11 protein-coding genes are annotated in these 18,574 nt (G+C 71.5%); all 11 read right to left on the bottom strand.

What is annotated here, in order from left to right; genetic code table 11:
• Entirely contained in the window at window positions 1–1,245 is a 1,245-nt protein-coding gene (locus ACGFNV_RS15750) for an O-antigen ligase family protein (protein WP_393622801.1), read from the bottom strand.
• Window position 1,246: 1 nt separating this feature from the next.
• Window positions 1,247–2,767, bottom strand: a complete 1,521-nt coding sequence (locus tag ACGFNV_RS15745; protein WP_393622799.1) for a right-handed parallel beta-helix repeat-containing protein — start codon at window positions 2,765–2,767, stop codon at window positions 1,247–1,249.
• 170 nt (window positions 2,768–2,937) lie between these two features.
• Complete coding sequence (locus tag ACGFNV_RS15740; protein ID WP_393622797.1) at window positions 2,938–4,881, bottom strand: alginate lyase family protein; 1,944 nt, start codon at window positions 4,879–4,881, stop codon at window positions 2,938–2,940.
• The gene (locus ACGFNV_RS15735; protein WP_393622795.1) at window positions 4,878–7,064 is read right to left on the bottom strand and encodes a bi-domain-containing oxidoreductase; all 2,187 of its coding nucleotides are present in this window, start codon (window positions 7,062–7,064) and stop codon (window positions 4,878–4,880) included. The genes ACGFNV_RS15740 and ACGFNV_RS15735 overlap by 4 nt, the downstream gene beginning before the upstream one ends.
• Window positions 7,065–7,081: 17 nt before the next feature.
• Window positions 7,082–9,016, bottom strand: a complete 1,935-nt coding sequence (gene asnB / locus ACGFNV_RS15730; RefSeq protein WP_393622794.1) for an asparagine synthase (glutamine-hydrolyzing) — start codon at window positions 9,014–9,016, stop codon at window positions 7,082–7,084.
• A 3-nt stretch (window positions 9,017–9,019) separates the two neighbouring features.
• On the bottom strand, window positions 9,020–10,570 hold the full coding sequence (locus ACGFNV_RS15725) for a Wzz/FepE/Etk N-terminal domain-containing protein (protein WP_393622792.1): 1,551 nt from the start codon (window positions 10,568–10,570) through the stop codon (window positions 9,020–9,022).
• Entirely contained in the window at window positions 10,567–11,934 is a 1,368-nt protein-coding gene (locus ACGFNV_RS15720; RefSeq protein WP_393622790.1) for a Wzz/FepE/Etk N-terminal domain-containing protein, read from the bottom strand. The genes ACGFNV_RS15725 and ACGFNV_RS15720 overlap by 4 nt, the downstream gene beginning before the upstream one ends.
• Window positions 11,931–13,211, bottom strand: coding sequence for a glycosyltransferase family 4 protein (locus ACGFNV_RS15715; RefSeq protein WP_393622788.1), 1,281 nt, complete (start codon window positions 13,209–13,211; stop codon window positions 11,931–11,933). Before ACGFNV_RS15715 ends, ACGFNV_RS15720 begins: the two co-directional genes overlap by 4 nt.
• Window positions 13,201–14,517 (bottom strand): nucleotide sugar dehydrogenase, encoded by a 1,317-nt coding sequence (locus ACGFNV_RS15710; protein ID WP_393622786.1) that lies wholly within the window; start codon window positions 14,515–14,517, stop codon window positions 13,201–13,203. Before ACGFNV_RS15710 ends, ACGFNV_RS15715 begins: the two co-directional genes overlap by 11 nt.
• An 82-nt stretch (window positions 14,518–14,599) precedes the next feature.
• Complete coding sequence (locus ACGFNV_RS15705; RefSeq protein WP_393622784.1) at window positions 14,600–16,078, bottom strand: sugar transferase; 1,479 nt, start codon at window positions 16,076–16,078, stop codon at window positions 14,600–14,602.
• A gap of 932 nt (window positions 16,079–17,010) precedes the next feature.
• Window positions 17,011–18,474, bottom strand: coding sequence for an aldehyde dehydrogenase family protein (locus ACGFNV_RS15700; protein WP_393623320.1), 1,464 nt, complete (start codon window positions 18,472–18,474; stop codon window positions 17,011–17,013).
• Between the last annotated feature and the right edge of the window lie 100 nt (window positions 18,475–18,574).

Raw genomic sequence — 18,574 nt, 5'->3', positions numbered from 1 at the left:
TCAGGCCACCTCCCGATTCTGGGCCGATCGCGCACCACGGCGTCGGCGAGGGACTTCGGGCGTCGAGAGCGGCGCGGCCGCGGCAGGTGCCGCCAGCAGCGAGGCGGCCAGAGCCAGATGCAGCAGGTACGGCGAGGCATCGCCCAGCCCGGCCTCGGTGTACGACGAGAGCGCGACGTAGCTGATCAGGAAGATCGCGCAGGCCCTCGGCAGCGACGGCGGCCGCAGCAAGGCGACGGCGCCCAGCACGATGATGAACGCCGCCACCAGCGTGACGCCGGTCAGGCCCTGCTCGTTGTAGACGGCCAGCCAGCTGTTGTCGATCGGCAGCCCGTCGAACGACTTGTCGCCCAGGCCCACGCCGAACAACTTCTCCGTGGTCGTCCGGGGCGCGGCCAGCAGGGCGTCCCAGACCTTGGCCCGGCCGGTGAGGCTGGTGAAGTTCTCCTGGCTCTGTCCGCGCAGGAACCACGTCCGTACCGCGGACGCGAACCCCACCGCGGCCACCGTGGCGCACAGCACCGACCAGGCGAAGACCCGGCGGGCGGCGGCGCTGGTCAGGACGAGCGAGCCCACCGCCAGCGCCAGCCCGACGAGCAGGCCGACCGTCGCCGTCCGGGTGTGGGTCAGCGCGAGCAGCACGAGTGACGGCACGACGATCACCGCCGCGCCGGCCCTGTCGGTCTGCCGGCCCAGTACGAGCAGCACGGTGAGCCCGATGATCACCGCGGAGTACTGTCCGATCTGCGGCGGGGTGAGCGGCCACAACGCGCCGACCAGCCGCCCACCGTAGAGCTCGGGCATGGCCGCGCCCGGCGAGATGACCAGACCGGCGGCCGCCGACCCGAGCACCGCGAAGTACATCCGGATGTGGTACCGCACGAACGTCACGCTGCCGTCCCACCAGCGGCTGAGCAGCCACAGCGTGCCGACGAAGAGAGCCAGCCGGGTGCAGCGGAACAGCGCGCCGAACCCGGACTGCAGGTCCGCGCTGGAGATCACGCTCGGCACCAGCAGCAGGGTGAGCAGGAGCAGGAAGGCGCTGGCTCGGACGCGCAGCCGGAGATTGAGCGCGAGCGCCAGCGCGAACGCGGCGACCAGCGCGCCCATGGTGACCAGCTGGATGAGGGAGCGGGGCAGCGGGACGATGGTCTGCGCACCGGCGGAGCCGAGCGTGTTCAGGCCCAGCAACGCCCAGACGATTCCCACGGCTTTCGGTGTGCCGGCTTCGGCTTCCCTCTTCATCTCAACCACCGGCCCGTGGGCCGAAGGTGCTGTCCGCGTCCTGCTGGTACGGCATGCCCTGCCACTGCTCGGAGTTGAGCACCCGGCTCGGGTCGTGGGCGACGAACTTCCACAGTCCGACGTAGACGTTGTCGTGCCAGCGGTTGTGCTGCTTGAGGGTGATCGCCTCGGCCACCCGGTCGCCCTGGTACGGCGACCAGTCCGGATAGGTGCCGTAGTTGGACAGCACCGCCATCCGGTCGCACTTCACCGTGCAGTCGAGGACGGACTTGTCCAGCACGAAACGGTTGTCGTGGATGTCCACCCGTTGGGTCTTCCACCGGCAGTCGGCGTAGAGCGGTGCGGTGGCGATCGCCGGCTGCTTGCAGCGGTCGGTGTCCTTCACCAGCAACGTGCAGTCACCGGAGGAGGTGTTGGCCGGGCTGTTGCAGAACCGGTCGGCGCTCTCCCACAGGGTGATCCCGTTCCAGTTGTTCTCCAGCACGTTCCGGTAGATCTCGATCTTGTCCGTGCGGGCCTTGATCCGTGGCTCGCCGCCTGCCTCGGACACATAGACGGTCCCGAACGGGAAGCTGTCGCCGCGGTCGGCGTTCCCGCGGCCCTCGACCCAGTTGTTCCGCCGGATCGTGTTCCTGCGGATGACCGCGTTGTAGCTGATCTCGTAGATCAGTGCGGCACCGTCGTTGGCCTCGATCAGGTTGTCCTCGATACGGAAGTCGTTGTTGTTGGTGTCCGCCCACAGCCCGGTTCCGCGGTTGTCGTGCACCCAGTTGCCGCGTACGTCGGCGCCGTCGACGGCCCAGAACTTGACGCCTCCGGTGCAACCGCAGCCCGGCTTGCGCCGCTCCCAGTCGTCGGTGTTGTTGCCCACGATCTCGTTGCCCTCGACCACCAGGTCGCGCAGCTGACCGGTGCCCTTGTACGCGTTCATGCCGTACTGACCGTTGCCGCGCAGACAGCTGGCGCGGACCTGTTGGCGGGCACCGGCCATCAGCCCGGCGCCGGAGTTGTTCTGGATCGTCGCGTGTTCGATCACCCACCCGTCGGCCGAGCCATGGTTGACCACGCCCTCGTCATGCGGCGCGACGAAACCCTGCACGGTCAGGTAGCGGATGGTGACGTCGTCGGCACTGCCGCCGAACGCGTACTGGTTGGTCTTGCGGCCGTCGAGCACCGCGCCGGGCGCGCCGAGGTAACGGTCCCCCTTCTTGGGGATGACCTGGGCGTAGCGTTCCGGCTCGAGCCTGTGCTTGCCCGGTCGAAGCCAGAACGTGGTGTTCGGGGGGCTGCTCAGGGTCTTCGCAGCCAGGTCACCGACCACGTCGGGATCGACCGTCACCGCGCCCGCCGGCGCCTTCGTCGGCCCGGCCGCGGGCTTGGCGCACACCCGGGCCACGGACGTGGACGGCGCGGCAGTCGGCTTCGGCCGCGCGGCCGGCGTGCTCTCACAGCCGGTCGCCGCCAACAGGGCCAACGCCAACGGTGCCGCCGGCCACGCCCAGTGCCGCGCCTTGCTCCCCACATGTCCTCCCCCGGGGGACTGCTGACGGATCTCCGCGGCGTCGCGCCCCCCGGCAGGCGGGGAGCACAGGCTGCGGTCCTCGGCCTCCCGCACTCTCGGCTTCGCTCGAGTGGGGGGACCCCCCTCGCGGCGGGCGCTCCCTCCTCCACAGACATCCATCACAGGCCCCCTCAGCCGTGGAACCTGAGTACGGTGGTGAACCCCGCCGCGCCGTCGGCGAAACCGGTGCCGACCAGCGTCGTGGCGGGTTCCTTGCGTCCGAAGCCGGCGGAGTACCAGCCCAGCGGCGGATCGGTCTCGCCGCGGTGCGCCCGCCAGGAGAGCTGCCCGGGCAGGTCGAGCGCCGCGGAGCGGTCCTCGCCGTCCCGGGTCCAGGTGAGCACCGCCCGGTCACCCGTCAGCTCGGCGGCGATCGCCGGGCCGAGGTGGAACGCCAGCCGCACGGCCCGGCGCGGGCCGCGCACCTCGTCGACCACCCTCAGCTCCCGGCTCGCGGCCGTCAGCTTCACCCGGCGGCGGTGCACGGAGGGCTGGTAACCGTCGTGCTCGGCGCACCAGCGGGCCACCCCCTCACCGGACGCGTCCGCGACCAGGACGCGGCTGCGGGCCTGCCGGGTCCACAGGAACGGGCCGCCGGAGACGGACTGGTCACCGCCGTCCAGCTGCAGGGTGTTGTGGCCGAGGGTCGAGCGGAAGTACCGCCGCCACTCGGGCTGCCCGTGGTAGCAGAACGTCCCCGGGTCGGCGAGCACGTCGACCCCGTCGTGCCGGACCTCCACGGACAGCGCGTCCGCGTGCGCGTGCGCGGCGATGGACAGGAAGCCGTGCGGACCGCCGTCGCAGCGGCACCAGATCTCCTCCGGACCGCGCAGGATGGTCATGCCCGCGTCGGCGAAATGGGTCGGACGGCTCGCCGGGCGGGTCACAGACAGTTCAGTGGGTTTGACGAGCGCCGCCAGCAGCGGGGTGCGCACGTCGGTGCCGGTCACCGCGGGCCACCAGTCGAGCCGGCCGAACGCGGCGTCCCCGGTGGCCAGCAGCGACGCCCAGCGGTCGGTGCCCGCGCCGTCCACGACCAGACCGTGCCCGTCGTCCGCGTCCCCCTGGCGCGGCGGCCGCAGCCGGTTGTCCACGACGGCCGCGAGCGCGTCGGTCATCCGCAGCAGCACCAGCCGGACCGTCGCGGGCACCGGTACGCCCGCGGCATCCGCCTCGGCCACCGCGGCCAGGCCGAGCTCCAGCACCAGGCCGTGGTACTCGCTGGCCAGCTCGCGGTTGAGGCCGGAGCCGAAGGTGTTGCTCCGCAAGTGCCGCTCCAGCGACCGCAGCGCGTCGGCTCGCCAACGCGCCGAGGAGGGGAACCACCCGAACGCGCAGGCCGCGGCGAGCTGCCCGGCGGCCTCGGCGATGACGTGGTTGTTCGCCGAAGAGCCCCGGCTGGGGAAGGCGGCCAGCCAGCGCTGGTGGTGCCAGATCTGGCGGAGCGCCACCGGATTGTTCTCGAACAGCCCGGCCACGCCCGGCCAGCCGTCCAGCAGTCGGCGGATCCACACCCAGGACAGCAGCCGGATCCCCAGCTCGATGCCGCTGATCCAGTGCACCCCGCGCAGCGGCGCGTTGCCCGCCCACCACGACCGCAGGTGCTCGGCCACCCGCTCGGCGTACCGCTCGTCCCCGGTGATCGCGTAGGCGGCGGCGAGCACGGTGAGGTACTGGTGCCGGGACAGCTCCCAGATCTGCTTGATGTCCCCGACCGCGTCCTCGTTCCGGTACGGCACGTCGAAGGCGTAGCCGAACGGGGCCCGGCGCCCGGTCTTCGGGTCGTACCACCAGTCCGGGTCGGCCAGGTCGTCGCGGTCGACCCCGAAGTACTCGGCGTGCCCGGCCATCAGCCGGTCCGCCTCGGCGATGAGCCGTTTCGCGGCGTCCGGTGGCACCGCGGCGGTCGTCCCGGCGGGCAGGACCGCGGTGAACCGGGCGCCGGTCACGCTCGGGCAGTTGGGCCGCGCCGACCGCCACCGCCGCCTGCGCACCATGTCACCCACCCGGCCCGCGACCTCCTGCGGTCCCATCCGGGACAGCCGCCGCAGGTACCAGCCCGCGCTCATGGTCATCGGGTCCTCGCCAACGTCACCGGCGCACCGCCGGCGAGGCCGGTCTGCACGGCGAGGGTGGCCGCCGTGGTGGCGACCAGCGACTCCAGCGGCACAGGCATCGGCCCACCGGTCCGCACGGCCTTGACGAACGCGGCCAGTTCGGCGTTCTGCCCCTTGTCCCGGGCCTTGGGCAGCCGCGAACTGACCCACCGCTTGCGGCGGCCGTCGTACACGGTGGCACGGACGAAGTCGTCGAGCCGCAGCGCACGGCCGTCCGCGACCAGGTCCAGCGTCTCCTTGGGGAAGCCGGCGGGGCCGGTGGTGACGTAGCTGATGGTGGCGGTGGACCCGTCCGGGTAGCGGAGCACGACCTGGAGGTCCTCGTGGCCGGACGTGGCGGTCGCGTACACCGACACCGGGTCCGACTCGAGCAGCCAGCTCGCCGTGTCGATGAAGTGCCCGCCCTCGCCGGCGAACCGCGAGCCCTCGGTGCCCTGTTGGAGGTACCAGCTGCCGTGCTGGAGTCGGCCCGCGTTGACCAGGTAGCGGAGGTTCGCAGGGCCGGTCCGGGCACCGAACCGCTTCCTGGCCTCCTGCAGCAGCGGCGCGAACCGGCGGTTGAAGCCCACCTGCAGCCGGTCGTTGCCGGACTCCTTCACCGCCGCGAGCACGCCCGCCAGCTCGTCCTCGGTCAGCGCCAGGGGCTTCTCCACGAACACCGTCTTGCCGGCGAGCAGCGCCTGTCGGGTCAGTTCGGCGTGCGAGCTGTGCCGGGTGACCACGAACACCGCGTCGATGGACTTGTCGCCGAGCACGGCGTCGAGATCGGTGGTCGCCTCGGCGAAGCCGAACTTGCGCTGCGCGTTCGCCGCGGACAGCGCCGTCGTGGTGACGACGGTCGACAGCTCGACGCCGTCGCGCTGTGCCAGGTGGGGCAGCAGCATCGACGTCGCGTAGTTCCCGGCGCCGACGAAGGCAAGGCGCACCGGCGTCCCACTGGCCCGTGCCTGACTCCGCTTCACGTTCACCGAGGGCACGGCCACCGCCGGGGCCTCCGCTTCCCCGGCCTCCGCCGCGAGTTCGGGGTACCGGAACAGCACAGCCACGGCCTTCAGATCGCCGTCCTTCAGACGCTGATACGTCTCGACGGCGTCGTCGAAGTCGGCGACGTGGGAGACCAGGGGTTCCACGTCGACGCCGCCCCGGGCGACGAGGTCGAGGAAGCACGCCAGGTTGCGGCGCTCGGTCCAGCGCACGTAGCCGATCGGGTAGTCGCGCCCCTCCAGCTCGTACTCCGGGTCGTAGCGGCCGGGGCCGTAACTGCGGGAGAACCGGACGTCGAGTTCCTTCTCGTAGTACGCGTTCCACGGCAGGTCCAGACGGCACTTGCCGATGTCGACGACCCGGCCGCGGTCCCGGCACAGCCGGGCGGCCAGCTCGACGGGCTGGTTGCTGGCGCCGCCGGCGGCCAGGTACACCTGGTCCACGCCGTGGCCGCCGGTGAGTTCGGCGACGGCGGTCTCCACGGCCGCGGACGCGGGATCGCCACAGGCCGCGGCGCCCAGGCGCTCGGCGAGTTCACAGCGCGCCGGGTCGGGGTCGGCGCCGACGACGCGGACCCCCGAGGCGGCGAGGAGCTGCACCACCAGCTGCCCGATCAGCCCGAGGCCGATGACCAGCGCCACCTCGCCGAGCTGCGGCTCGCCCTGGCGGACGCCCTGCAGCGCGATCGACCCGACGGTGCCGAAGGCCGCGTGCCGTGGCGCGAGGCCGTCCGGCACCGGGGAGTAGAGGTTCTTCGGCACCCAGTTCAGCTCGGCGTGCAGGGCGTGCTCGTTGCCGGCGCAGGCCACGAGGTCGCCGACCTTCACGTCGTCGATCCCGGCGCCGACCTGCTCGACCACCCCGCACAGCGAGTAGCCCAGCGGCGTGTAGGAGTCCAGCTTGCCCATCACCTTGCGGTAGGTGGCGGGCACGCCGTTGGTGGCCACGCTCTGCATGACCTTGGCCACCTGGTCCGGGCGGGAGCGGGCCTTGCCCAGCATCGACATGCCGGCCTCGGACACCTTCATGAGCTCGGTCCCGGTGGAGATCAGCGAGTAGGCGCTGCGGACCAGCACACCGCCCGGTTTGCACCCCGGCACCGGCACGTCGAGCACCGCCAGCTCGCCGCTCTTGTAGTTCTGTACTACCTGCTTCACCTGAACTCCCCTGATTCCTAAGCCGTTTGCCGAGTGCTCTGGCGGGACCCAGAGATCGCGTCGCGATACCAGTACTCGAGGGTCAGCACATGCCACAGATGCTTGGAGAAGTCCTGCTGCCCGGCGGCGTCCTCGGCGACCATCCGCTGCAGCGCGTCGCGGCGCAGGAACCCGGAGCGGACGAGCTCGCCGTCGTTGACCACCTCGCGCACCAGTGGGGCCAGATCCCGGCTCATCCAGGCGCGCAGCGGGGCGCTGAACAGGCCCTTGGGCCGGTACACGATCTCCCGGGGCAGGATCGAGGTGGCCGCCTCCTTGAGGACGGCCTTGCCCTGCCGTCCGACGATCTTGCGATCACCGGGTACGGCGAACGCCGCCCTGACCACCTCGACGTCCACGTACGGCACCCGCACCTCGGTCGACGCGGCCATGCTGGAGCGGTCCGTGTACGTGAGGTTCAGGCCCGGCAGGAACATCCGGGCGTCGCCCAGACACATGCGGTTGACGAAGTCGTCGAGGTCGTTGTCCTGGTAGACGTCCGCGTGCTCGGCCAACACGTCGTCGACCGTCCCCGCCAGGTCCGGATCGACCAGGGCGAGCAGCTCGTCCTGGTCGTACATGGTGTAACTGCGCCGGAACGCGGTCTCCTCCGGCAGATCGGCGAAGGAGAGGAACCGCTTCGCGAAGCGCACCGACCGGTACCCCCTGCGGCTCGTCGCGACCGGAAGCCGGTCCACGGCCGCGGACACCCCGCGCCGCAGGGGCCGCGGGACGCGTTGGTAGCGCAGCGCGATCAGGTTGGCCAGGTGCTTGCGGTACCCGGCGAACAGCTCGTCGGCGCCCATCCCCGAGAGCATCACCTTGACCCCGGCCTCCCGGGCGGCCGAGCAGATCAGGAACGTGTTGATCGCGGCGGGGTCGCCGATCGGCTCGTCCAGGTGGTACGTCATGTGCGGCAGCAGGTCGAGCACGTTCGGGGCGATCTCGATCTCGTGCAGGTCGACGCCGAACCGTTCGGCCACCTGCCGGGCGTAGCGCAGGTCGTCCGGCATCGCCTCGAACTTGGCGTCCTCGGCGCGGAATCCGATCGTGTAGGCGGAGATCCCGGGTTGGTGGCGGGCCGCCAGCGCGGTCAGGTAGCTGGAGTCGAGGCCACCGGAGAGGAAGGTCGCCACGGGTACGTCGGAGAGCAGGTGCCGCCGGGTCGACTCCTCGACGATGGCGGCCAGGTCCGGCTGCTCGCCGCTCCGGGCTCGCTCGCGCCCCTCGGCGGCTACGTCCTTCAGGTTCCAGAACAGGCCGCGCTCCACCCGGCCGTCGGCCCGGCACCTGAGCCAGCTCCCGGGCGGCAGCTTCTCCGCTTCGCGGAACGCGCACCGTGAGTCCGGCACCCAGTAATAGAGGAGCGAGGCCACCAGCGCCGCGTGGTCCACCTCCAGCGACCGGCCGGTCGCGGTGGCGAGCGCCTTGAGTTCGGAGGCGAACACCAGGCCCTCGCCGCGCCGGAGCAGGAACAGCGGCTTGATGCCCAACTGGTCGCGGGCCAGCACCAGTTCGCCGGTCCGTTCGTCGAAGATCCCGAACGCGAACATGCCGCGCAGCCGGGGCAGGCAGTCCGTGCCCCAGCGCCGCCAGGCCTCCAGCAGCACCTCGGTGTCGGAGGTGCCGCGGAAGCGCACCCCGGCGCCCTCCAGCTCGGCCCGCAGTTCGGGCGCGTTGTACAGCTCGCCGTTGTACGTCAGGACGAGGCCGTCCGAGACCATCGGCTGGGCGCCGGTCTCGGACAGGTCGATGATGGCCAGCCGGCGGTGCCCGAGGTGCACTTCCCCGTCACCGACGGGGTGGCTGTACCGGCCCGCCCCGTCCGGACCGCGGTGGGCGAGGGTGTCGGTGAGCCGGTCGGTCACGACCTTCCCGTCGGGCCATCGGTAAGTACCTGCGATGCCACACATGTGCTACCGCGCCTCCTGGTTGCTGTCCGGGACCCGTGCCGCCCACATCGGCAGCCGCTCCGTATGCCGCCGGCCTTCCCCCACTGCCTGAACGGCGTGGGAGGTACCCCCACCGTTCTGTCGGGCCAGCCGCTCGGTCTGGCCGCGCAGCGCGATGTGCAGCCCGTCCCACAGGGTGCCGTCGGTCCGGTCCCGGGGATCGGGGTCGATCAGCACCACACCGATCACCGGAATGCGCTGGTCCGTGAGCTGCCGCGCCACGGTGTGCAGCCATGCGGCGCTGCCGTGCCCGGCACGTACCACGAGCACGGTCTGGGTGCCGAGGTACTGGAGGTCGGTCCAGGCGGTGCCGGGTGCGACGGAGCCGACGCCGAGCAGACGCCCCTGGTCCGGCGCGGCCGCGGCACGCGCGCCGCTGACCACGGTGGGGTCTCCTGGCCTCGGGCGGCGGCCGGAGAGCTGCGGGCCGGGCAGACCGTCGATGACGACCACGGGCCCCTCAGCCACCAGTGCCCTGGCGACGTTCAATGCGATCACGCTCGTGCTGCGCGCACAGCCCAGTTCCAGCAGTGACAACGGTTCCGCGGAGCCGCGCACGGTACGGGCCAGGGACGCGGTCAGCCGTTCGTGTGCCGCCCGGGTCCGTCGGCGCCGCCACAGCCTGCCCGACCGGCGGGGCAGCTCCGCGATGACCGAGGCGCCCAGGTTCGCCGCGATGTCCCGGCGCAGCACGGGGCGGTCCGCCACCACCGTGCCGACCGCGGCCAGCGTGAGCCCGAGGACGAGCCCGAGGACGAGCCCGATCGCGGCGTCCGTGGCAGCGGCCTTGGGCAGGGAGTGCCGTACCGCGCGCGGAGCGTCCACGATCTGCGTGCCGGCGACGACCTTGGGCGTACCGGTGCGGGCCTCCGAGGCGCGCTGGTCGAAATCCGAGATGCGCGAGTTGAGTTCGGCCCGGCGGGCGAAGAGCGACTCGATGTTCGCCGACGCCTGCGGGTCGCTGTCCGGTGACCGGTCCCCGATGTCCTTGTTGACCTGGGCGAGCTCGTCCCGCATGCGGTCGCGCTGGTCGAGCAGGGCCTTGGCCTCGGCCTTCGCGGCTTCCTGCATCCGTTTCACGTGGTCCGCGACGAACGCGTCGGCCAGCGCCTTGGCCCGGGCCACCGCTTTCTTGTCGCTGTCGCCGGTCACATCGATCTGCAGCAGGTTGTTGGTCAGGCCGGTGCCCCGGTAGTCCCGCATGAAGTCCTCGGGTTTCTCGGTGGACTCGAGGGACTTCAGGGCCATGTCGGCGACCCGCGTCGTCTGCAGCAGCGCGACGTCGGTGCGGATCAGCGTTCCGGTGTCGTTCGGCTGGTCGTCCTCGTGCGCGACCAGTACCTTGGTCGTCGCGCTCGGCGGCGGCGGTATCAGGACCGCCATCGCCGCGCCGGCCAGCAGGCCGAGGAGCGCCAGGGCGCCCCACAGGCGGCGGCGCCTGCGCACCGCCACCACCAGCGCCTGCAAGTCGAGGAGCGGAACGGCGGGCGACTCAGAAGTCGTGCTTGTCGTCACGCTGAACCTCCCGTCGCGTGGCCGCGCACCGCGAGCGCCAAGGTGGCGTCGTCCGGCAGTTGGTCGGCGGACCGCGTGGAGCGGGCCCGGACCGTGCCGGCGACGACGACGCCGACGACCTCGTGCCTGCCGTCCGCGCACGCCGCGGCGATGCCGGTGAGCTCCTCCGCGGTCCAGCTGCCCGCGCTGAGGACCACCACGGCACCGGACTCGGTGTCGCGGTCCGGCACCATCGGCCGGTCCACCGACACCTCCACCACCCGCAGCAGCGGATCGCCCTTGGCCTCGGCGACGAGCTGCCCGGCGGCTCGGCGGGCGACCTCGTCGCCGTCCGGTACGACGACCAGGAGCCGCCGGGGAGTCGGCAGCTGTTCCCGGAGGCGAGCACACACCCGCCGGTAGCGGATCCGTCTGCCGGCCTCGTCGCCGGACCTCTGCGGGGTCGGTATGTCCCAGCGTCCGTCGACGCCGAGGAGCCGGCGGATCCAGGCTCGTGGGCCCCCGCCTTCCGGCCGGTGAGCGGACCGTTCACCGGGCACGTCGACGGTACCCAGCGGTACCGAGCCCAGTGCCGCGGCGATCTCCGGTTCGGTGCGCGGTCGGCGGTTCATCCGTGCGGCGACGAGATGGCAGATGACCGCGAGCAGGAAGAACAGCAGCGCCCCGGCGACGATGAGCTGCGTCCTCGTCGGCGGCGCCTCGCCGGTCGGCCGGGCGGCCGGCCCCATGACGACCATGTTTCCCTTGTCGGTCGCCGGGTCGGCCTCGTCCAGCTTCTTCATGGCCTCCTCCAGCGAGGTGCGCAGGTTCTCGAGCTCGGTGCGGGCCTGCACGCTCTCCACGGTCTGCCCCGGGTCGGCCGCCTTGGCCAGGTCGGTGATGCGGCGGTTGGTCTCGGCCACCTGCTTCCGCAGCGCCTCGGTCTCCGTGGCCGCCTCGGAGTCGGTACTGCCTTTCGTGATCCCCGCGGCGTAGGTGACGAACTGCCGGGCCACCCGGTCGGAGAGCTGCTGCGCGCGCTCCGGGGTGTCGGCCGTGCCCGAGATCTTGATGATGTTCCCGTCGGCGGCCGTGGCGCTCACCCGGTCCCGCAAGTCCCTGCCGCTGACCCCGGCCCAGCCGAGCGTGGCAGCCACGCGGTCGACCACCACCGAACTGGTCGCGATCTCCGTCTGAGTCAGGAGCTCGCGCTCCTCCCACGCCCCCGGCAGCAGGACCGACGCCGACGTCGTGTAACGCGGCGGGATCAGCACAGAGGTGCCGTAGCCGACGAGCGCACCGACCACGGTGAGGATGGTGAGCAGCCGCCAGCGCCGGCGGACGAGCCGCCCGATCGTGACCAGGCGTATGGTTTCATCGCTCAACGACGCCGTCTCCTCTGTGCCCGGTCCGGGTCGCCCGCCGACACCGGAGCGTGGTCACGGCAGGCAGCGGCATAGGCGGCGAGCAGCGACGCTTGTGAGTTCCGCCAGGAGAGCGGCCCGCTGACCCGGTCCTGGCCGATCTTGCCCATCCGGGCCCGCTTCTCCGGATCGTCCAGCAACACCGCGATGTGCTTGGCGAAGTGGGCCTCGTCGTTGGCGGGCGCGTAGACGGCGGCGTCACCGGCGGAGACGCGCGCCTCCTTCAGGTCGAACGAGACGATCGGCCGGCCCATCGCCATGTACTCCAGGACCTTGTTCATGGTCGACACGTCGTTGAGCGGATTGCGCGGGTCGGGGGAGAGGCACACGTCCGCGGTGGACAGGTAGCGCACCAGGTCGGCATCCGGGATGCGCCCGGTGAACTGCACCTGCTCCGAGAGCCCGAGCCGCCGGGACAGCTCCACCATCGCGTCGAAGGCGTCCCCGGAGCCGACGAACACCGCGTGCCAGTCGGTCCGCCCGAGCTCGTCGCGCAGCTTCGCCAGGGCCCGCAAGGCGTAGTCGACGCCGTCCTGCGGGCCCATCACGCCCAGATAGCACAGCAGATGCGGCTTGCCGCGCTTCAACTCCGGCTCGGACGGCACCGGTTGGAACCGGTCGATCTGGGGCGCGCTGCGCACCACGAAGACGTCCTCCGGCCGCCGGCCGCCACGGCGCACCGCGACGTCCCGGTAGCTCTCGTTCGTGGCGAGCACGATGTCCGCGGCCCGGTAGGTCCGCCGTTCCAGCGCGCACACGGCGCGGTAGAGCAGATCCTTGCCACGGTCGAACCGGGACAGGTACAGCTCGGGCACCAGGTCGTGCTGGTCGAAGACGAACCGCGCGCCGCGCCGCTTCAGCCACAGGGCCGGCAGGAACAGCAGGTCGGGCGGGTTGCAGGCGTGGACCACGTCGACCGGGCCGACCTTCCGGGCCAGCCGGACCGTGTGCCACAACGCCGACCCGTACTCCCGCAGGTAGCCGGCCGGCCCCCCGGTGGCCGCGCGCAACGGGTAGCGGTGGATCCGCACCCCGTCGATCTCCGCCTCCGGCTCCGTGTCCCGCTTGCTCCCCTGCGGACAGATGACGTGCACCGTCCAGCCCGCGTCACGCAGCGTCGTGCACTCCTGCCACACCCGCCGGTCGAACGGCACCGACAGGTTCTCCACCAGAATCAGCGCGCGCCGGCCCGACCCGTCGCCGCGGGCTGTGTCACCGAACGACGTGTTACCAAGCAAGGCCCATGTACCCCGGTTCGGCCCGGCGCGCCTCGGCGTCGGGAAGGCGGACGAGGTCGACGATCACCGGGGTGTCGCCATGGGGCAGCGCCGACAGCACCGCCGGGTCCCTGGTCCCGACCAGGCACACCTCGGCGTGTTCCAGCACGTCCTCGACGGACTGCGCGAGCAGCTGCGCGAGGTGCGGCAGCCGGTTCTCGATGTACTCGCGGTTCGCGCCGAGCAGCCGGGAGAGGCTCACGTTGGCGTCGTAGATCTTCAGGTCGTACCCCTTGCCGTAGAGCCTCTCCGCCAGCTCGACGAGCGGGCTCTCTCGGAGGTCGTCGGTGCCGGGTTTGAACGACAACCCGAACAGGCCCACCCGGCGCTTGCCGGTGCGCTCGACCAACTCCACCGCGCGCTGCAGATGGTCGGCGTTGGAGGGCAGCACATGGGCGAGGATGGGCACCGAGACGTCGGCCCGCTGGGCCGCGTGGACCAGGCTGCGCAGGTCCTTGGGCAGGCAGGAGCCACCGAAGGCGAAGCCGGGCCGCAGGTAGGCGGGGCTGATGTTCAGCTTGCGGTCGGCCAGGAACACGTCCATGACCTGGTGCGAGTCCACCCCGAGCGCCTGGCACACCGCGCCCAGCTCGTTCGCGAAGCCGATCTTGAGGCCGTGGAACGCGTTGTCCGCGTACTTGATCGCCTCGGCCGTCGGGACCGGCACCCGGAACACCTCGCCGGGCAGACCCTCGTACAGCGCCAACACCGCGTCGCCGCTTGCCGGGTCGAGCTCGCCGATGACGGTCTTGGGCGGGTCGAAGAAGTCCCGCACGCTCGTGCCCTCGCGCAGGAACTCCGGGTTGACCGCGACCCCGATGTCCACCCCGGCCGTGCCGCCCACGTACTTCTCCAGGATCGGCACCAGCAGGTTCAGGCAGGTGCCGGGGAGCATGGTGCTGCGGAACACGACGGTGTGCCGCCCGCCCCGCTCGGCCAGCGCCGCGCCGATCTGCTCGGTGACCCGCTCCAGATACGTGGTGCACAGGCTGCCGTTGGGCTCCGACGGGGTGCCCACGCAGACCAGCGACACCTCGCTGTCCATGATCGCCTCACGGACGTCGGCGGTGGCGCGCAGCGCGCCGCTCCGCACGACCTCGCTGATGAGTTCGCCGATCCGCTCCTCGACCACCGGGGCCTTGCCGTCGTTGACCAGGTCGATCTTCACCTGGTTGACGTCCACCCCGATGACCTCGTGGCCCATGCTGGCCAGGCACGCGGCCGACACGCAGCCCACGTAGCCGAGCCCGAAAACGCTGACTCTCATGACCCGTTCCTCCCCCCAGGCAGGCCCTTGTGGCCTGCGGTCCGCGCGTCGGCGGGACCGACCGGTCGCCGTCCCCCGCGCATCAGTAGGCCCCCTGGCCGTGGAGCACCGCACGCAGCGTCTTCCACAAGATCACCGTGTCCAGGGCGAGCGACCAGTCCTCCACGTACCGGAGGTCCAGTCGGACCGCCTCCTCCCACGACAGGTCGCTGCGTCCGCTGATCTGCCACAGGCCGGTGAGTCCGGGCTTGACCAGCAGCCGCCGCCGGATGTCCGGGCCGTACGCGGCGGACTCCTCCGGCAGCGGAGGCCGCGGACCGACGAGCGACATCGATCCGGTGAGCACGTTGAAAAGCTGCGGGAGTTCGTCGATGGAGTACCGGCGCAGCACTGCTCCCACCCGGGTCACCCGCGGATCCCGGCGGAGCTTGAACAGCAGGCCGGCGCCCTCGTTGCGGTCGGCCAGCTCGGCACGTGTCCCGTGAGCCCCGGCGACCATGGTGCGGAACTTGAGAATGGTGAACTCGCGGCCGTCCTTGCCGACCCTGCGCTGGCGGTAGAACGCCCCGCCCCGGCTGTCCACCAGCACGAGCAGCGCGACGAACACCATCAGCGGCGCGAACAGCATCAGCAGAAACGTTGCGCCTACTCGGTCGACGACCGCTTTGACTGCCCGGCGGCCCCCGCTGAAGGTCGGCATGCTGACCCGCAGCAGCGGGATCCCGAGCACCGCGTCGACGTGCAGCCGCGGGCCCGCCACCTCCATCAGCACAGGGGCCACGACCATCTCGGCGTCGCTGCCTTCGAGGTTCCAGGCCAGCCGCTGCAATCGGTCCGGTGACCAGTGCGGGTCCGGTGTGACCGCGACGACACGGTAGCCGTCGCGGCGGACGTGGCCCGCGACGTCCGCCAGTAGGCCGATGACCGGCACTCCGTCCAGTTGGTCACCGTCGAGCCCGGGACCGTCCGTCGTGCACACCGCGTCCACGCGCCAGCCGAGGTGCGGGAACTTGCGGGTCCGGGTGATCAGGTCGCGCACGGTCGCCGGGCTCCCGGCCGCGAGCACCGGTCTCAGGCACCGGCCTTCCTTCCGTTGTCTGTGCAGCGAGAGGCGCAGCAGATACCGCGCGGTCATGGTGACGATCGCGATCGCCGGGATCGCGACGAAGATCCAGAGCTTGATGTTGCGCGAGGTCAGGGCGATCCCGCCGAGTGCCAGTACGACGGTCGCCGCGAACAGCGAGCGTCCGAGCCGGCGGAATTCCTCGGCGCCCTGGCCGAGCACGGCCGGAGCCCACGCCCGGCCCACGGCAAGCGCCCCCAGCACCAGCAACTCGGTGCCGAATGCGAGGATGCCCCACTTCTCATGCCAGTTGGCCGCGTCCCGGGCCCCGAAGAAGTTGCCGATCGCCGTCGCCACGAAGGCCGTGGCCGCGCTGTCGCTGGTGATCACGGTACGGCGGTACCGCTGCTCCCATTCGATCGGCGGCTGGTTGATTGCCCCGTCCGCCAGACGCTCGTGCGCCGACGGAAACGGGCTGACTACGCCCCCTTGCCGCACAGAACCCCCCAGGTTCCCCAGTGATTCGACGTGTTCGCCCAACACTGTTCCTCCCCCCGCGAGAGGCTTCGCCCCCCGCAGTTCCGCCCGCGGGAGGCCCCCGCCCCCGCGCCGCGCTGCTCCTCCTCACGGGAGGCCCCCGCCTCCCGCGCATGACATACCGGCTGTCGCAGAGCTACTTGAACAACCCACCTGGCGGCAGCAGGCCCGCTTGTCCGGCCAGATGCTCGAGGCGCGCGGAAACTCGTTGAAACCCCGGGTGCTCCCCGCACCCAAGGCCCCCCCTCGGGTCCAAAGAATTGATCACCCCCACGCCCGGCGCCGGGGACGCAACTGCTGGTTTTCCGCAACGCCGGACCTATGAATCATTAGTGGTCGCCTCGTGTCCGATCAGCTGAAGCACGGTCAATCTAGACCATCAGGGGCCGGTATGAAGAGAGGATGTGTGTAATTTGTGCTGAAGCTTTCAGACTTGATCCACACGATGGGCGACCGCCTACCGGTGGCTTTACGCCACCGCCGTGCTCCATTGGCTCGCCCTGCCCCCGGGCGTAGCTTCTCCGTGGTAGTGACCGGTGAGCTGCAGTGGGGCTCCTGCGGCGTCCGGCGCGACAACGACTTCCCGCCGTCCGCGCGGTCTCGCAAGCGGAGTGCGGAAGTCCTTGGTCTGTTCGACCTGTTTCGTGGCGTGGGAAGAGGCGAAGCCGGACGGGTCGCGTGACCTGCGATGTCGATCGCGCTGACCCGAGGCGGAGTCGCGAAACGCACGATGTGCGAGGGCGGCGGTCCGTCATCCGATGTTCCCCTCATCGAACGTCTTTGACGGAATCTCACGGATGGCGGGTGGCGGCCGCGGAGGGCATCGCCCGTATGCCTCCACGTCGGCCGGAGTGGCCCCGGCCTGGCCGATGACCGCCGCCCCCACCAGGGGGTCACAACGGCCCGGGTGCCGTCATCCAGCGCCACTGCGTGAACTGCTCCAGGCTGGCGGTGCCGCCGATGCGGGAGGCGTTGCCCGAGACGCCCATGCCGCCGAAGGGCGCGTTCGCGGCGTCCTTGGCGGACACGTCATTGATGTGGATCATGCCGGTACGCAGCCGCTGCGCGACGGCGGTCGCACGAGGTACGGACCGGGAGTGGACGGCGGCGGTAAGGCCGTACGCGGTGTCGTTGGCGACCTCTACGGCCTGGTCCACGGTGCGGAACGGGATGACCGGGGCGACCGGTCCGAAGATCTCCTCGGTGAAGGCGGGCATGGTCCGGTCGACGCGGTCCAGCACGGTGGGCGGGTAGAAGAGCCCCGCGCGGGTGCCTCCGGCCAGCAAGCGTGCTCCGGCGGCCACGCTCTCGTCCACGATCCGCTCGATCCGGGCCGCCTGCCGCTCACTGATGACAGGGCCGATCACCACACCGTCGTCGCGGGGGTCGCCGATCCGCAGCGCCTTCGCCTGCCGGATCAGCGCCTCGGTGTACGCCTCGACGACGTCCGCGTGGACCACATGGCGTCCGGCCGCGACACAGGCCTGGCCCTGATAGCCGAACGAGCTGATGGCCCCTGCCGCGGCGGCCGCCTCCACGTCCGCGTCCTCCAGGACGACGATCGAGTTCTTGCCTCCCAGCTCCAGGGACACGCGCTTGAGCCCTTCCCCCGCGACCCGGGCCACTTCCCGGCCGGCTTCGGTGGAGCCGGTGAAGGAGACCATCGTGACGTGCCGGTCGGCGGCGACCGCACGCCCGGTCTCCACGTCGCCGGGAAGGACGTGCAGGACGCCCTCGGGCAGCCCGGCCTCCCGAAACAGCTGCGCGACGAGGACACCGCCGGAGACCGGGGTGAGAGGGTCGGGCTTGAGCAGCGCGGCGTTGCCGAGGCCCAGTGCGGGCGCCAAGGCCCGCATCGCGAACAGCAGCGGCGCGTTCCAGGGGGTGATGACACCCACCACCCCCAGCGGCACCCGCCACGCCAGACTCGTCCCGCCGGGCACCTGCGGTGTGAGGACCTCGCCGAGGGGCTGTGAGGCGAGCCCGACGGCGTGCTGCAGCTGACCGAGCCCGGCCGCGATCTCGTAGTCGCCCTTGGCCGGGACGCCCCCCGACTCCCGGACGATCCATTCACGGACCGCCCCACTGTGCTCACGCAGGGCACGCGCGGCACGCGTCAGCACGTCGACACGTTCGGACGTCGTGGTCGCCGCCCATCCCGACGCGGCCCGGGCGGCCCGGGCACCGGCCCGTTCGACATCCGCCGGAGCGGCCGCGCCCACCTCCGCCAGTGGCTCGCCGGTGGCCGGTTCGATCACCCGGAGGATGCCGCCCTCGGCGGTCCGCCAGCCCTCGCTGTAGATCCTCCCGGTCCACTCGGCCACGTTCGGCCAGGTCCGCACGCCGGTGACGGTCATGGTCACGCCCTCCGCCCCTGATCAGTGGATTCGGGCCCCGGCCTGCCCATACGCCGGTTCAGCGTTCCCGTCCATTCAACCCGGGAAGGGGGCATCTGTC

Origin of the sequence: Streptomyces sp. NPDC048751 (assembly GCF_043198595.1) — a bacterium.
Taxonomy (GTDB): domain Bacteria; phylum Actinomycetota; class Actinomycetes; order Streptomycetales; family Streptomycetaceae; genus Streptomyces.
The sequence above is the reverse complement of the archived record's forward strand: the minus strand, read 5'-3'. Positions and strand labels throughout refer to the sequence as shown.

Bases quoted from the DNA above. Each gene is read 5' to 3' on its own strand.
- ACGFNV_RS15750 (WP_393622801.1), bottom strand. From the start codon at position 1,245: ATGAAGAGGGAAGCCGAAGCCGGCACACCGAAAGCCGTGGGAATCGTC.
- ACGFNV_RS15740 (WP_393622797.1), bottom strand. From the start codon at position 4,881: ATGACCATGAGCGCGGGCTGGTACCTGCGGCGGCTGTCCCGGATGGGA.
- asnB (WP_393622794.1), bottom strand. From the start codon at position 9,016: ATGTGTGGCATCGCAGGTACTTACCGATGGCCCGACGGGAAGGTCGTG.
- ACGFNV_RS15710 (WP_393622786.1), bottom strand. From the start codon at position 14,517: ATGAGAGTCAGCGTTTTCGGGCTCGGCTACGTGGGCTGCGTGTCGGCC.
- ACGFNV_RS15700 (WP_393623320.1), bottom strand. From the start codon at position 18,474: ATGACCGTCACCGGCGTGCGGACCTGGCCGAACGTGGCCGAGTGGACC.